Raw genomic sequence first — 16,430 nt, 5'->3', positions numbered from 1 at the left:
CACCCACAGGTCACCGACACCGCCCACTGTTCAGAGCGCGCCTATATTCCGCCGATAGCACGCGGCGCCTTGCCCATATAGGGCCGGTATGGCGCTGCCGGTGAGTCTTCAGGGGAGTTCGTGAGTCCCCTGAACGGCCGCCGTTTGGCGGTCACCGGCGAAGCAGTGAGGTTGGTGGTGACAAAGATGACGCGAAAAGTTGTGCCGAGCATTCTCGACAGCATCGGTGACACGCCTCTGGTGGAGCTGGGGAACCTGATCCCCGGTTTCGGCTCCCGCGTTTTCGCGAAGATGGAACGGTTCAACCCCAGCGGCAGCATCAAGGACCGGACGGCGTACAGCATGATCCGGGCCGCGCTGCAGTCGGGTGAGCTGGTGCCGGGGCGGTCGGTGGTGGTGGAGTCGAGTTCGGGCAACCTCGCCATCGGTCTGGCCCAGATCTGCCGGTACTTCGGGCTGCGCTTCGTCTGCGTGGTCGACCGGAACACGACGGAGCGCAATCTCGCGATCCTGGACGCGTTCAAGGTCGAGGTGGAGGTGGTCACCGAGCCCGATCCGGCCGGCGGCCTGCTCGCCGCCCGGCTGCGGCGGGTCCGCGAGCTGGCCGCGACCGTCCCGAACGCGTACTGGCCGAACCAGTACGCCAACCCGATGAATCCCCGCGCGCACCACGAGACGATGCGCGAGATCGAGGAGGCGCTGGCCGGCAAGGTCGACTACCTGTTCGCCTCGGTGAGCACCTTCGGCACGCTGCGCGGCTGTGCCGACCACATCCGCCGGGCCGGTCTGCCGACCACGGTGGTCGGCGTCGACGCGGTGGGCAGCGTGATCTTCGGCCAGCCGGCCGCGGCGCGGCTGCTGCCCGGCCATGGTGCCTCGGTCCGGCCGCCGCTGGCCGACAACTCGATGGTCGACGAGGTGGTGCACATCTCCGACCTGGAGGCCGTCGTCTCCTGCCGCCGGCTGCTGATGACCGAGGCGATCCTCGGCGGCGGCTCGTCGGGGGCGACCGTGGCCGCGCTGGAGAAGGTCTCCGACCGGGTCCCGTCCGGGTCGAACTGCGTGCTGATCTTCCCCGACGGCGGCGACCGCTACGTCGACACCGTCTACTCCGACACCTGGGTCCGCCGGAACTTCGGCGAGGTCTCCCATCTTTGGAAGGAACCTTTTGAGATGAGCGTTCCCGCATGATCATCCTCGGTCATTCGGACGTCCACGAGATCTTGTCCGGTCACGAGCAGCAGACCCTCGACGTGGTCGCCGCGGCGTACCGGCTGCACGACGAGGGGCGGTCCGCCGTACCGCACTCGGTCTTCCTGCGCTTCCCCGGCGACAACCGCAACCGGATCATCGGGCTGCCCGCCTTCGCCGGCGGCGACCGGCCGGTCGCCGGGATGAAGTGGATCGCGTCCTTCCCGGGCAACGTCGAGAAGGGCCTGCAGCGCGCCAGTGCCGCGATCTTGCTGAACTCGCTGCAGAACGGCCATCCGGAGGCACTGATCGAGGGCTCCCAGATCTCCGCCCGCCGGACCGCCGCCAGCGCGGCCGTCGCGGCGCAGCAGTTGACCGCGGGTGATCCGCCGACCGGGGTCACGCTGATCGGGACCGGTGTCATCAACCTGGAAGTGTTCCGCTTCCTCACCGTGGCGCTGCCCTCGATCGAGGAGATCACCGTCTTCGACACCGACGCCGAGCGAGCCGCGAGCTTCGCCGGGAAGTGCCAGGAGATCAAGCCCGTCAAGGCCTCCCAGGCGGACACGATCGACGATGCACTGGCAGCGCAGAAGCTGATCTCCTTCGCCACCACGGCCATCGAGCCGCACACCGGCCTGGACGCGTGCCAACCAGGCACCGTCGTACTGCACCTGTCGCTGCGTGACCTGTACGCCGACGCGATCGTTGCCGCGCGCAACATTGTCGACGACGCCGACCATGTCTGCCGGGAAGGCACTTCGCTCTACCTGGCCGAGCAGCAGACCGGCGGCCGCGCCTTCATCGACGCGCCCATCGGCGCCCTGCTCCGCGGTACGGCGACCCTCGACCGCGACCCGGACGAGCTCGTCGTCTACTCGCCGTTCGGTCTCGGCGTGCTGGACATGGCGCTGGCCGACTACGTCCGGACCGAGGCGGAACGCTGCGGGCTCGGCGCCACCTTCGAGAACTTCATTCCTGCCTGAGGAGCACGAAAGATGCCTGAAGCAACTGATGACCGCTCCTACCGGGTGGTCCGCAACGACGAGGAGCAGTACTCGCTCGTGCTCGCCGATCGCCCGCTGCCGAAGGGCTGGCGACCGGCCGGCTTCGAGGGCGACCGGACCGCCTGCCTGGCGCACATCGGTGCGACCTGGACCGACCTGCGTCCGGTGAGCCTGCGCCGCCGGCTCGCCACCACCGCCTGACTTCCCGCTCGAGACTTCCGCCAGGAGACGACTGCCATGAGTGTGCAGACCACCGAGAACCCTTTGATCGCCGCATTCACCGGCATCCCCGCCCTGGTGGCCCAGCAGGCGGCGAGTTCGCCGGCCGCGACGGCCGTCGTCGAGGGGGAGCGTGAACTCAGCTACGCCGAGCTCGACCAGCGGGCCGGCCGGCTCGCCCACCTGCTGCTGGAGGAAGGCGCCGGCCCGGAAGCCGTGGTCGGAATCGCACTGGAGCGCGGCATCGACCTGGTGGTCGCACTGCTCGCGGTCTGGCGTACCGGAGCCGGCTTCGTGACCATCGACCCGGCCTACCCGGCGGCCCGGATGCGGTGGCTGCTGAACGACACCGGCGCCGAGGTGGTGCTGGCCGAGCACCACCTCACCGAGGCGATCGAAAGCACCGGCGCGCGGGTGATCTTGCCGTCCCGGCTGGTCACCGCGATCGCGGTTCGGCCGATCGAGCCCGCCCGGACGCTGGATCCGGACGGGCTCGCGTACGTGATGTACACCTCCGGATCGACCGGTCAGCCCAAGGGTGTCGCGGTCACGCACGCCGGGATCGGGAACCGGGTTCGCTGGGCCGTCGACGCGCAGTCGCTGACCTCGACCGACCGGATCCTGCAGAAGACCCGGATCACTTTTGACGCCATGGTCTGGGAGTTCTTCGGCCCGCTCGTCAGCGGCGGCACGGTCGTTCTGGCACCGGCCGGTTCCGAGAGCGACCCCAAGGCGCTGCTGGAGGCCGTCACCCGGGAGCGGATCACGGTGCTCCAGGTGGTGCCGTCCGTACTGCGGTTGCTGGTGGACGAGGCCGGTTGGGATGCGACCGGTTCGCTGCGACTCGTGTCCTGCGCGGGCGAACCGTTGCATGCCGAACTGGCACAGCGGTTGCTGAAGTGCACCGACGTCGAACTGTGGAACACTTACGGCCCGACCGAGTGCTCGATCGACGTGACCGCCTTCCGCTTCGACCCGGAGCAGAAGACCGGCCCGGTGCCGATCGGCCGCCCGATCAAGGGAATGCGGGTCCTGGTCCTCGACCCGGTCAGCGGTTCACCCGCTGCCGTCGGTGCCGTCGGTGAGCTGTACGCCGGTGGCGTCGGCGTGGCCCGCGGCTATCTGAACCGCCCCGACCTGACCGCTGACCGGTTCGTGCCGGACCCGTACGGCAAGGACGGCTGGCGTCTCTACCGCACCGGCGACCTGGTTCGCTGGCGCGAGGACGGCAACCTGGAGTACGTCGGCCGGACCGACGACCAGGTCAAGATCAACGGCGTCCGGCTGGAGCCGGGTGAGATCGAGGCCGCCCTGACGGCCCACCACAACGTCGCCGGCGCTGTGGTCACCGCGAAGGCCAAGGCGGACGGCAGTACCCAGCTGATCGGCTATGTGAAGGCGGTCAACACCGACGGTCTGCGCAACCACCTGCTGGACCGGCTCCCCGAGACCCATGTGCCGAGCGTCTTCGTGGCCGTGGACGAGTTCCCGCTGACGCCCAACGGCAAGGTCGACAAGAACGCGCTGCCTGACCCGTTCAGCCGCGCCGGCCGCGAGTACGTCGCCCCGCGGACGACGGCCGAGCAGTTGGTCGCGGACGTTTGGCGGCAGTTGCTCGGTGTCGAGCAGATCAGCGTCCACGACAGCTTCTTCGAACTCGGCGGCACTTCGCTGACCCTGACCCGGCTGGCCAACCAGCTCCGGTCGACCGCCGGCGGCGAGATCCAGCTCCGAGGGTTGCTCCGGGCAACGACTGTCGAAGCCCAGGCGAAGCTGATCTCCGCAGTGATGGACGACGGCAGCCGGCTCACCGCCGTACCGCGGACCGGTGCGTTGCCGCTGTCGGCGAGCCAGCGTCGCCTGTGGTTCATGGAGCAGTTGGAGACCGGGAGCAGCGAGTGGGTCGCCCCCACGTTCCTGCGAGTCCCCGCGGACACTCCCTTCGTCGCTGTGCAGAAGGCCGTGGACGCATTGGTCGCGCGGCACGAGACCCTCCGCACCCGCTATCAGGTGGTCGACGGCGAGCCCACCCAGGTCATCGAGGCGCCGGCCCCCGTCGACCTTCGGGTCCTGGACATCGAGTCCGACGAGCTGGCGGCGGTCCTCACAGAGGAGTTCAGCACCGGCTTCGACCTGGTCAACGGTCCCGTACTCCGGGCGCTGCTGACCCGGTCGCCCCGCGAACACCTGCTCACGCTCGCGATCCACCACATCGCCACCGACGGCTGGTCCGCCTCTGTGCTCGCCCGCGACTTCGCCGCGCTGCTGGAAGGCAAGACCCTCGAGCCGCTGGAGTTCCAGTACGCCGACTACGCCGCTTGGCAGCATCGCACCCTGACCGAAGAGGTGGTCGCGCAAGAGCTCGACCACTGGCGCGCCACCCTCGACGGAGTCGTCCCGCTCGACCTGCCGACCGACCACAGCCGGCCGCTGACCCGCGACCCGCACGGCGCGATGGTCACCTTTACGATCCCTGCCGAACTGGCGACCGCCCTCGACGCGCTCGGCCGCAAGCACGGCTGTACTCCGTTCAGCACCCTGCTGACCGCGTACGCCACCGTGCTCGCGCGCTTCAGCGGGACCTGGGACGTGACCGTCGGCGCGCCGGTCGCCGGTCGCGACCTCGGTCAGCTGGAAAGCCTGGTCGGCTTCTTCCTGAACACGGTCGTACTGCGCTGCAAGCTGGCCGCCGACCTGACCTTCGACGCCTCGCTGGAACTTGTCCGGGCCGCTTGTGAGGACGCGTTCGCCCACGCGGGCCTGCCCTTCGACCGGCTTGTCGACGAACTGGCCCCGGACCGCGACCTGTCCCGTACGCCGCTCTACCAGGCAGCGTTCGACTTCCATGGCGAAGGCTTCTCCGGTGCCGAGGGCGACGAGGCGGACCTCGCCACGGTCGAGGCTTCGCTGCAGGTGGCGAAGACCGACCTGACCCTGAACATGCGCAAGCTGGCGGACGGATCGTTGCTCGGCGCAATGGAATACGCGACGGCGCTGTTCGACCGCCGCACGATCGAGCGGATCACCGAGGCCTTCGTGCAGCTGCTCGAAAGCTTCGCCGCCGCACCGACCACCGCCCTCGGCGCGGTCGACCTGCTGTCAGCGGCTGATCGTCACCAGCTCATCGTCGGTTGGAACGAGACCGCTGTCGAGGTTCCCGCGCTGACCACCGCGCAGCGCTTCGAGGCTCAAGCAGCCCAGACGCCGGACGCGATCGCGGTCACCAGCGAGACGGGCGGCAAGTCGTACAAGTGCCTGGACCGGAACGCCAACCGGGTCGCGCACCACCTCGCCGCTCGTGGCGTCGAGCCGGGTGATGTCGTAGCCGTTCTGCTCGATCGTGGACCGTTGCTGCTGGCCTCGATGTTGGGTGCATGGAAGGCGGGCGCGGCTTACCTGCCGATCGACCCGTCCACTCCGGCGGACCGGATCGCTTACCTGCAAGAGGATGCGGCCGTTCACACGACGATCACGCAAGCTCGGTACGTCGACGTCGCCGGGAGCAACGTAGTACTGGTTGACCAGGACGCGGACCTGATCGCGGCCCGGTCGAGTGAGCCGCTGGAGATCGAGGCCGACCTGGACTCCGCGGCGTACGTCATCTACACATCCGGATCGACCGGCAAGCCGAAGGGTGTGGAGGTTCCGCACCGAGGTCTCGTGAACCACCTGGACTGGGCGGCGCGAGAGCTGGCCGGTGCTGGAACGGGTGGTGCTCCGGTGTTCTCGTCGGTCGCCTTCGACCTCGGCGTACCGAACCTCTGGGCGCCGCTGCTGGCCGGGCAGACCGTGCACATGATGCCGGCCGACCTCGACCTGGGCGACCTCGGCAAGGCGATGACCGAGCACGCGCCGTACAGCTTCGTGAAGCTGACGCCGTCGCACCTGGAGATCCTGTCGGCACAGCTGACGGCGGAGCAGGCGCAGGGGCTGGCCGAGGTGCTGGTGGTGGCCGGTGAGCCGTTCACCCGTCGCGCGCTGGAGGCCTGGCGGGCCTTGGCACCGGATGTCCGGGTGATCAACGAGTACGGACCGACCGAAGCGTCTGTCGGTACGTCGATCTATCCGGTGCCGGCGGACGACAAGTCCGATGTCCTGCCGATCGGGTTGCCGCTGCCGAACATGGCGATGTACGTCCTTGATTCCGACCAGCAGCCAGTGCCCGTCGGCGTCGTAGGAGAGCTTTACGTCGGCGGTGTTGGTGTGGCCACCGGCTACGTCAACCGCCCGGAGCTGACCGCCGAGCGGTTCCTGGAGAGCCCGTACGGCCGGCTCTATCGCACCGGCGACCTGGTACGACGCCGGCCCGACGGCAACGTCGAGTTCCTGGGCCGGACCGACCACCAGGTGAAGATCCGCGGCTACCGGATCGAACCCGAGGAGATCCAAATCGTCCTGGCCGCGCATGCCGAGGTCACCGATGTCCTGGTGATCGCCCGGGAGGACAAGCCCGGCGACCTGCGACTCGTCGCGTACTACGTGGGCACGGCCGCCGAGGACGACCTGGCTGCCCACGCGGCCCGTTCGCTGCCGGACTACCTCGTGCCGACCGCTTTCGTTGCGCTCGACAAACTGCCGCTGAACGCGAACGGCAAGGTAGACCGCGCCGCCCTGCCGATCCCGGAGGACACCGCGACCGGCGAGCTGGAACTGCCGGGCACCGTCGTCGAAGAACGGATCGCCGAGATCTGGGCGGAACTGCTGGACCGCGAGGTCGGCATCCGCGAGAACTTCTTCCGCAGCGGTGGCAACTCGATCCTCGCCATCCGGTTGATCGCCAAGCTCCAGAACGCGTTCGAGATCGACCTGCCGGTCCGGGCCGTCTTCGAAGGGCCCACCGTCGCCGAACTGGCGACGGCCGTCGAGGACCGGATCCGGGCCGAGATCGAGGCCCTGTCCGACACCGAAGTACTCGCATCAACTTCTGAGGAGAACTAGGCGATGAGCACCGCTGACGCCCGCGAAGAACTGCTCCGCCGCCGGCTGGCCGGCGGGCGGGGAGGCAACCGCTCCACGATCGCCCGTGCGGACCGGGACAAGCCGCTGCCGCTGTCGTTCGGTCAGCAGCAGATGTGGTTCCTGAACCGACTGGACACCGACAGCTCGGAGTACCTGCTGCCCGCCGCCCTGCGGATGCGCGGACCGCTCGACCTCGACGCTTTGCGCCTTGCCTGGTCGGACCTGCTGGCCCGGCACGAGATCCTGCGCACGCGGTACGAGTTGCGCGCCGGCGAGCCGGTCCAGGTCGTCGACTCGTCCGGTGGGAGCGAGCTCGGCCTGGTCGACGTCAGCGATGTTCCGGCGGCCGAGCGGGAGGCCAAGCTGACCGACCTCGTCGCGCTGGAGACCTCGGCAGGCTTCGATCTCGAGCACGAATGGCCGGCGCGCGCGACTCTGTTGCGCGCGGCAACTGACGATCACCTGCTGGTCGTAGTACTCCACCACATCGCCGGTGACGCCTGGTCGACAGAGCTGCTGTCCGCCGAGCTGAGCGAGCTGTACGGCGCGCACGCGGCCGGCATCACTCCCTCGCTGGCCGAACTGCCGCTTCAGTACGCCGACTTCGCGGCCTGGCAGCGATCGCAGGACCTGACCAAGGAGATCGGCTGGTGGCGCGACCAGCTGGACGGCATCCGCCCGGTCGACCTGCCGTCGGACCGGCCTCGCCCGGCCGTCCGGAGCAAGGCCGGCGCCGATCTTCCGTTCGCCCTCCCGGACGGGCTGGCGGGGAAGGTGCGCGAACTGGCTCGTCAGCACGACACCACGCCGTTCGTGGTGATGCTGACGGCGTACCAGTTGATGCTGTCGCGCTACACCGGTGAACAGGATGTTGCCGTCGGCACCGTTGTCTCCGGCCGGACCCGGCCCGAGCTGCAGCAGCTGATCGGTTACGGCATCAACACGCTGGTGATCCGCAACCGCTGGACCGGTGATCCGACCTTCGAGTCGCTCGTCAAGGAGACCCGCGCCCGGGTGCTGGACGCGCACGACCACCAGACCGTGCCGTTCGCCAAGCTGGTGGACGAGTTGCAGCCCGAGCGGGACATGTCCCGGCCTCCGCTGTTCCAGGTCGCCTTCATCGTGCGGCAGGCGCAGCCCGACGCGTTCACGCTCGGCGAGGTCGTGGTCGAGCCGGTCCGGAGCGACTTCACCGTGGCGAAGTTCGACCTCAACCTCAAACTCACCGAGACGGCCGAGGGCGCGCTGGACGGCGTACTGACGTATGCGACGGCGCTGTTCGACCGGTCGACGGTGCAGCGGATGGCCGGACATTTCGTCCGGCTCCTCGCGGCCGCGGTCGAGGCACCGACGACGAGGCTGTCCGCGTTGGAGATGTACGGCGCGGTCGAGTTCGAGCAGTTGACCGACGGGTTCGCTAGTAGTGGTGGTGAGTTGGAGATCACCGACCCGGTCTATCTCCAGGTCGCGCGGCAGGCTGCCGATGAGCTTGCGGTCGTCGACGGCGGGACGCGACTGTCGTACGGCGAACTGAACGGGCGCGCGAACCAGTTGGCGCGGTTCCTGGTGGACGAGGGCGTCGGGCCTGAGTCGCGGGTCGCCGTCGCGATGCCGCGCTCCGCCGACCTGATCGTCGCAGTACTGGCGGTGTTGAAGGCCGGTGGCGCCTACGTCCCGATCGACCCGGACTACCCGGCCGATCGGAACAGCTACATCCTCGAAGATTCCGATCCCGAACTGATCCTGGTCTCCGGAGCGTCGACTTCGGGGCTCCCGGCAACTTCCGTGCCAACCGTTGCCGTCGACTACCAGGCCCGCTTCGCCGGCTTGTCCACCGACGATCTCGGCGTGACGGCCGGCCCCGACAACCCGGCGTACCTGATCTACACCTCCGGTTCGACCGGCCGGCCCAAGGGTGTGGTGATCGAGCACCGGCAGCTGTCCGGCTATCTCGCCTGGTGCGCCCGCGAGTACGACGGTCTGGCGGGTTCCTCGCTACTGCACTCGTCGGTGTCGTTCGACCTGACCGTGAACGCTCTGTGGGGACCGCTGGTGCTCGGCGGGCACGTGGTCATCGGTTCGCTCGACGGCAGTGCGCCCGCTCCCGAGGTGGCGCCGACGTTCGTCAAGGTGACGCCCAGCCACCTGCCGTTCCTGGTCGAGCTGCCGGACGGGTTCTCGCCGACGGTCGACCTGATGACCGGTGGCGAGGCGCTGACCGGCGAATCGGTCGATGCCTGGCGGGCGAAGCATCCCGGCGTGACCGTGATCAACGAGTACGGACCGACCGAGACGACCGTGGGCTGTACCGCGTTGCGGATCGAGCCGGATCACGAGCTGCCCGCGGGCGGACTGGCCATCGGCAAGCCGATGCCGAACTCGCGCATCTTCGTGCTCGACGCGTTCCTGCGGCCGGCCCCGATCGGGGTCGTCGGCGAGGTCTATGTCGCGGGAGACTGCGTCGCGCGCGGGTATCTGAACCGTGCCGACCTGACCGCGGAGAAGTTCGTCGCCTGTCCCTGGGGTGCGCCCGGCGAGCGGATGTACCGCACCGGCGACCTGGCGGCCTGGGACCTCGACGGCACGCTGACCTGCCCGAGCCGGGTGGACAACCAGGTCAAGATCCACGGCTACCGGATCGAACTCGGCGAGATCGAGACGACACTGCAGCGGCACGCGGGGATCAGCCAGGCGATCGTGGTCGCCCGCGACGGGCTGGCCGGCGACAAGCGGCTCGTCGCGTACGTCGTACCGGCTGCCGGGGTGGAGTTGAACCAGGCCGGGTTGCGGGGGCATGTGCAGGAGTGGCTGCCGGAGTACATGGTGCCGTCGGCCTTCGTCGTACTGGACGCGATCCCGCTGACCGAGAACGGCAAGACCGACCTCCGGGCGCTGCCCGCACCGGGAGCACCGTCCCAGCCTTCGACCGAGAAGGTCGTCGCCCGGACGACGACCGAGGAGCAGTTGGCCGCGGTCTGGGGCAAGGTCCTCGGCCTGACCGAGGTCGATGTCCACACCAGCTTCTTCGAACTCGGCGGCGACTCGCTCAGCGCGGTCGCGGTGGTCGGCGCGCTGCGCGAGACCGGCGTGGACGTGGCGGTCTGGGACGTCTTCGAGTACCGCACCGTGGCGGCGCTGGCGGAGAAGCTGACCGGCCGCGCGGCGAAGGAGGAGACGTTCGTCGCTCCCTTCGCCCTGATCACGGCGGACGACCGCGAACGGCTACCGATGGGGGTGACCGATGCCTATCCGTTGTCTCAAGCGCAGACCGGCATGGTGGCGGAGATGCTGGCTGGAGAAGACGAGGCGCACTACCACAACACCACCTCGCACCGGATCCTCGACGACCAGCCGCTCGCGCCCGCCGCGCTGCAGCGAGCAGCCGCGATCCTGGTCGAGCGACACGAGAACCTGCGGACGTCGATCGACCTGAGCTCGTACTCGCGACCGCTGCAACTGATCCACGCCCAAGCCGTCATGCCGATCGGGATCACGTCGCTTGGTGACGTGACTGTTGAGCAGCGCGACGAGGCGCTGCGGGCGTTCCGAGCCGCGGAGCGCGCCAACCCGTTCGATCTGTCTTCGCCCGCGCTGCTGCGCTTCCATGTGCACACGACAGCCGAGACCGACGGCTGGTGGCTGACCAGCACCGAGTGCCACGCGGTCTCCGAGGGCTGGAGCTACCACTCGCTGCTGATGGAGCTCGTGACCACCTACCGCGCGATCCGCGACGGCGTGGAGCTCGAGGCCTATGAGGTGCCGAAGGTCCGGTACGCCGACTACATCGCCGGTGAGCTGGCATCCGTCGCCTCCGCGGAGGACAAGGCCTACTGGCTGAACGTTGCGACCGGCTACAACCCGGTCGAGCTGCCCGTAGGCTGGGGCGAGGCCGGCGAAGCGACCGCCCTGTACGCCGGTGCGCGGAGCATGGACCTGGAAGACGGGCTGCGGGCCCTGGCCGCCAAGGCCGACGCGTCGCTGAAGAGTGTGATGCTGGCCGCGCACCTCAAGGTGATGAGCCTGCTGAGCGCCGAGACCAGCTTCACCACCGGGCTGGTCTGCGACGCGCGACCCGAGGCCGCCGGTGCGGACAAGGTGCACGGGATGTACCTGAACACGCTGCCGTTCCCGGTCGAGCGGGGTGCCCGCACCTGGCGCGAACTGGTCGAGCAGACCTTCGCCCGGGAGCTGGAACTCTGGCCGCATCGCCGCTACCCGATGCCGCAGATCCAGCGCGACTCCGGCCGGCGGCTGATCAACGTGTTCTTCAACTACCAGGACTTCCGTCAGCTCGACGACGATCTGGTCGACCCGTACGCCGGCGAGAGCTACGAGTCTCTCGACGACATGCCGGTCGTCGCGGCCCGTCGGATGAGCCTGCAGAACGAGAGCATCACCGAGGTACCGCTGACGGTCTCTTCTCGCGGTGGCTACATCATCCTGACCGCCGACTCGCGCGTCATCAGCCTGGAGAACGCCGAGCGACTGGCCGGGATCTACCGCTCGGTGCTCGAAGCGATGGCCGCTGACCCCGAAGGCGATGCCCGGCTGAGCCACCTGCCCGCCGGTGAGGCGGCCCAGGTGCTCGGCGAGTTCGCCAACGGTCCCGACGGCGATCCTGAACCGCCGATCCTGCTCGAACTGATCGAGAACTCGGTCGTCCAGAACCCGCACAAGACCGCGCTGCTCGCACCCGGGCTCGAACTGACGTACGCCGAACTCGACGAGCAGGCGAACAAGCTGGCCCGCCTGCTGGTCGCCCGCGGCGTCGGCCCGGAGGCTCGCGTCGCCGTGGCACTGCCGCGATCGCCCGAGCTGATCGTTGCGCTGCTGGCCGTCATCAAGGCCGGTGGTGTCTACGTACCGATCGACCCGGAGAACCCGGCCGACCGGGTCGAGTACGTCCTCACCGACTCGACTCCGATCCTGCTGCTCACGGCCGACAACTTGCTCGACCGGCTGCCCGTCGGCGACGTACCGGTGTTGCTGACCGACGCAGCGTCGTACGCCGATCAGTCGGGTGGACCGATCACCGACGCGGACCGGATCTCCCCGCTCCGGCGCGAGAACGCGATCTACGTGATCTACACGTCCGGCTCGACCGGCAAGCCGAAGGGCGCCGTGCTGGAACACCGCCAGGTCGCGAACTACCTGGCCTGGTGTGCGGAGGAGTGCCCGCCACTCAAGGAGTCGTCCCTGCTGCATTCGTCGGCCTCGTTCGACCTGACGGTGAACGCCCTCTGGGGACCGCTGGCTTTCGGTGGCACTGTCGTCGTCGGAGCCCTGGACGGCACCGAGGAAGAGCCGATGGCCAAGCCGGCCTTCGTCAAGGTGACCCCGAGTCACCTGCCGATGCTGGCCGAGCTGTCTGCTACCTGGTCGCCCGGCGGGATGTTGATGACCGGCGGCGAACCGCTGCTCGGCGAGGTCATGCAGGCCTGGCGGACAGCCAACCCGAACGTTGCCGTGATCAACGAATACGGACCGACCGAGACCACGGTCGCCTGTACGGCGATCACCTTCGCGCCGGGCGATCCGCTGGCCGACGGGCCGGTCACGATCGGCCGGCCGATGCCGAACCTGCGGATCTACGTGCTGGACGCGAACCTGCAGCCTGCTCCGATCGGCGTGGTCGGAGAGTTGTACGTCGCCGGGCCGCAGGTCGCCCGTGGCTATCTGAACCGTCCGGATCTCTCGGCCGCGAAGTTCGTCGCCTGTCCGTGGGGCGCGCCGGGGGAGCGGATGTACCGGACCGGCGATCTGGCGGCCTGGAACGCGGACGGGACGCTGAGCTGCCCGACCCGGGTCGACGACCAGGTGAAGATCCACGGCTACCGGATCGAGCTCGGCGAGGTCGAGACGACGATCCTGCGGCACCCGGCTGTGGGGCATGCAACCGTGATCGCCCGGGAGGACCGTCCTGGCGACAAGAAGCTGGTCGCGTACGTCGTACCGGCTGGTGCGGGTCTGGATCTCGACGAGCTGCGCGAGGTCGTGGCCGGCTGGCTGCCGGAGTACATGGTGCCTGCGGCGCTTGTGCAGTTGCCTTCGTTGCCGCTCACCGCGAGTGGGAAGCTGGATCGGGCTGCGTTGCCGGCGCCTTCGTTCGTCGTGGAGCCGGCCCAGTTCGTGGCTCCGCGGACGGCGGCGGAGCAGCAGGTGGCGGCGGTTTGGCGCAAGGCGCTCGGGATCGATCGGGTGGGGGCGTACGACAGCTTCTTCGATCTTGGTGGCGACTCGATCAGTGCCGTCTCCGTTGTCGGCGGGCTTCGCCGCGCCGGGCTGGACGCCGGCGTACGGGATGTCTTCGAACTGCGGACCGTGGCTGCTCTCGCCGAGAAGATCACCGGGCGCCCGGCTGTCGTCGCCGAGGCTGCTGTCCAGCCGTTCGAGTTGATCTCCTCGGATGACAGGGCGTTGGTTCCCGCGGGGGTTGTGGACGCGTATCCGCTGTCCGAGGCACAGACCGGGATGATGGTCGAGCTGTTGTCGAGCGAGACGCCGCGGAACTACCACAACGTCGTCTCGACCCGGCTCACCGACGAGAAGCCCTTGTCTGTCGAGGCTTTGCGTCAGGCGGCGGCTTTGCTGCTGGAGCGCCACGAGGTACTGCGAACCGGCGTCGACCTGGAGAACTTCTCTGTGCCGATGCAACTGGTCTATGCGACTGCAGAGCTTCCGTTGCACGTGGAGGACCTCACTGGTCTCTCTGTGTCTGCGCAGGCTGAGGCGATCGCATCCTTCAAGGCTAGGGAGCAGGCGACGCACTTCGACCACGAGGTGCCGCCGTTGCTGCGGCTGGCCGTCCACAAGATCGACGAGCACAGCTGGGAGGCGACCGTCACTCAGAACCACGTGATCCTGGAGGGCTGGAGTCATCACGGTCTGGTGATGGAGTTGCTGGACTACTACCTGCGCTTCCGTGACGGTGATGTGCAAGCGGCTTATAAGGCTCCGCCGGTGCGCTTCGCCGACGCGATCGCCGGCGAGCTCAAGGCACGGCGGTCCGAGGAGGATCGGGCGTACTGGGCGAAGGTGGCGGCGCTGCCGAAGTTCACGATCCCGGCCGGCTGGGCGGGAGACACGGCCGGCGAGCGTACGGCGTACCGGATCGAGGTGTCGTACGCCGATCTGGAGCAGAAGTTGCGGGCGGTCGCTTCCGAGGCGCAGACGTCGTTGAAGAGCGTGTTCTTCGCTGCTCATCTGGCGGTGCTCAGCTCGCTGACGGACAGCCCTGAGTTCCACAGCGGTCTGACTTGCCACATCAGGCCGGCGGTTGAAGGCGCTGAGCGGGTGTACGGCATGCACCTGAACATGTTGCCGGTGCCGCATCGCCGTACTGCTGGAAGTTGGCGCGAGTTGGTGGCGCGGACGTTCGCGGCCGAAGCGGACCTGTGGCCGTACCGGTTCTTCCCGATGCCGGTGATCCAGCGGGAGTTCAGTTCGCAGCGCCGGTTGCTGGATGTGTTCTTCAGCTACCAGGACTACTCGTCGGTGGCGGCTCGAGCCGACGGGAGCGGGATCGAGGGACTGGACGCGAGCGTTGCCAGCGGGACGACCGAGTTCCCGCTGTCGGTGGCGACCGGGCCCGGGTACTTGGCTGTTCGCTCCAACACGCACGCACTCGACCGGGTAGCGGCCGACAAGCTGGCCGGGATGTACCGGAAGGCGCTCGAGGCTCTGGTCGAGGCACCGGACGCTCGGTGGGACACGTACGAACTGCTGCCTGCTGCTGATCGGGCCGGGCTGACCGCTCAGCCTGCTGCTCAGGCGTCGGAGGGTCCCGCCTTCGTGCCGCCGAAGACGGAGACCGAGCGGATCCTCGCGAAGATCTGGGCGAAGCTGCTCGACCTCCCGCGGGTCGGCCGGTTCGACCACTTCTTCGACCTCGGCGGCTACTCGATGCTGCTGGTGAAGACGGTCTCGAAGGCCAAGGCGAAGGGCCTGCCGCTGTCGCTGTTCATGTACTACGACAGCGACCGGCTGGACCACCTCGCGCTGGCTGTCGATGCCGCGCTTGCGGCCGAGCAGGGCTCTTCGGTGGCCAGTTGGTACGGACCCGGTGTCGACATGTTGCCTCAGGCAATGGAGGAGCTCCAGGTGCCGGGTGCGGCGGTCGCCCTGATGGAAGGCGGTGAACTGGTTGCCGTGCGTGCGTTCGGCTCGGTGTCCGAAGGGGGCGAGGCGGTGACGGGGGACACGCTGTTCACCGTGGCTTCGGTCAGCAAGCTGGTGAGCTCGGTCGGCGCATTGAAGCTGGTCGACGACGGGGTACTTGATCTCGACGAGGACATCCACAGCTACCTGACCAGCTGGGAAGTGCCGGGTCGTCCGCGGGTGACTCTGCGGCAACTGCTCGGTCATCGGTCCGGATTCACAGTGTCGCCTGGTGGCGGGGTGGCGCCTTCCGACGAGGCGCCGACGCTGCTCGACGTACTGAATGGCACTGGGTCCGCGGCCAACGAGCCGATCCGGTGTGAGCACAAGCCGGGGGAGAAGTTCGTCAAGGCGGGCGCCAACTTCGTCGTACTGCAGCAGGTGATCGAGGACGTCACGGGATCGCCGTTCGAGGCGGTGATGCGCCGGCTCGTGCTCGATCCGCTGGGGATGACGGGGTCCAGCTACGACCCGTCGTTCCCGGTCGGGCGCGCTGTCGCCTTGGGTCACCTGGCTGACGGCGTACCGCTGGAAGGCGGTTGGCGGGTACGGGCGGACGCAGCGTCGGGTGGTCTGTGGACCACGGCCGGTGACATCGCCACGCTCACGCTGGAGATCCGCCGGTCGTACCTCGGCCGACCGCGTGCCCTGCTGTCGCAGGCGATCGCGCGGCAGATGCTGACGCCGTCCGGGGACGGTTCGTTCGGCCTCGGCGCGACCGTCGAGCTGAACGGCGACGACGTGCAGTTCGGCCACGGCGGCGAACCGCGCGGCTACTACGGCGGCACCATCTGCCGCACCGGCCCCGGCCACGGCTTCGTCCTGCTCGCCAACGCCACCACCGGCAAGAACCTCGCCCAGGGGCTGGCCTCCCGGCTCGCCTCTTCCTAAGGAGCT

General features: G+C 68.6%; 5 protein-coding genes. All 5 read left to right on the top strand.

What is annotated here, in order from left to right; genetic code table 11:
* Positions 1-186: 186 nt before the first annotated feature.
* From sbnA to EV138_RS06300, 5 genes are read left to right on the top strand one after another with little or no spacing between them, the layout of a single operon-like run.
* A complete protein-coding gene (sbnA, locus tag EV138_RS06320) occupies positions 187-1,191 on the top strand; it encodes a 2,3-diaminopropionate biosynthesis protein SbnA (RefSeq protein WP_133977480.1) in 1,005 nt (334 codons plus the stop codon).
* Entirely contained in the window at positions 1,188-2,177 is a 990-nt protein-coding gene (gene sbnB / locus EV138_RS06315; protein ID WP_133977479.1) for a 2,3-diaminopropionate biosynthesis protein SbnB, read from the top strand. Before sbnA ends, sbnB begins: the two co-directional genes overlap by 4 nt.
* Positions 2,178-2,189: 12 nt before the next feature.
* Positions 2,190-2,399 (top strand): MbtH family protein, encoded by a 210-nt coding sequence (locus EV138_RS06310; RefSeq protein WP_133977478.1) that lies wholly within the window; start codon positions 2,190-2,192, stop codon positions 2,397-2,399.
* Positions 2,400-2,435: 36 nt separating this feature from the next.
* Complete coding sequence (locus EV138_RS06305; RefSeq protein WP_238157982.1) at positions 2,436-7,355, top strand: non-ribosomal peptide synthetase; 4,920 nt, start codon at positions 2,436-2,438, stop codon at positions 7,353-7,355.
* Between the two features lie 3 nt (positions 7,356-7,358).
* Positions 7,359-16,424 (top strand): non-ribosomal peptide synthetase, encoded by a 9,066-nt coding sequence (locus tag EV138_RS06300; RefSeq protein ID WP_133977477.1) that lies wholly within the window; start codon positions 7,359-7,361, stop codon positions 16,422-16,424.
* Positions 16,425-16,430 lie beyond the last annotated feature (6 nt).

The sequence above is a fragment of the Kribbella voronezhensis genome (assembly GCF_004365175.1).
GTDB classification, from domain to species: domain Bacteria; phylum Actinomycetota; class Actinomycetes; order Propionibacteriales; family Kribbellaceae; genus Kribbella; species Kribbella voronezhensis.
This window is presented reverse-complemented; position numbering and strand designations above follow the sequence as displayed.

Bases quoted from the DNA above. Each gene is read 5' to 3' on its own strand.
- EV138_RS06310 (WP_133977478.1), top strand. From the start codon at position 2,190: ATGCCTGAAGCAACTGATGACCGCTCCTACCGGGTGGTCCGCAACGAC.
- EV138_RS06305 (WP_238157982.1), top strand. From the start codon at position 2,436: ATGAGTGTGCAGACCACCGAGAACCCTTTGATCGCCGCATTCACCGGC.
- sbnA (WP_133977480.1), top strand. From the start codon at position 187: ATGACGCGAAAAGTTGTGCCGAGCATTCTCGACAGCATCGGTGACACG.
- EV138_RS06300 (WP_133977477.1), top strand. From the start codon at position 7,359: ATGAGCACCGCTGACGCCCGCGAAGAACTGCTCCGCCGCCGGCTGGCC.
- sbnB (WP_133977479.1), top strand. From the start codon at position 1,188: ATGATCATCCTCGGTCATTCGGACGTCCACGAGATCTTGTCCGGTCAC.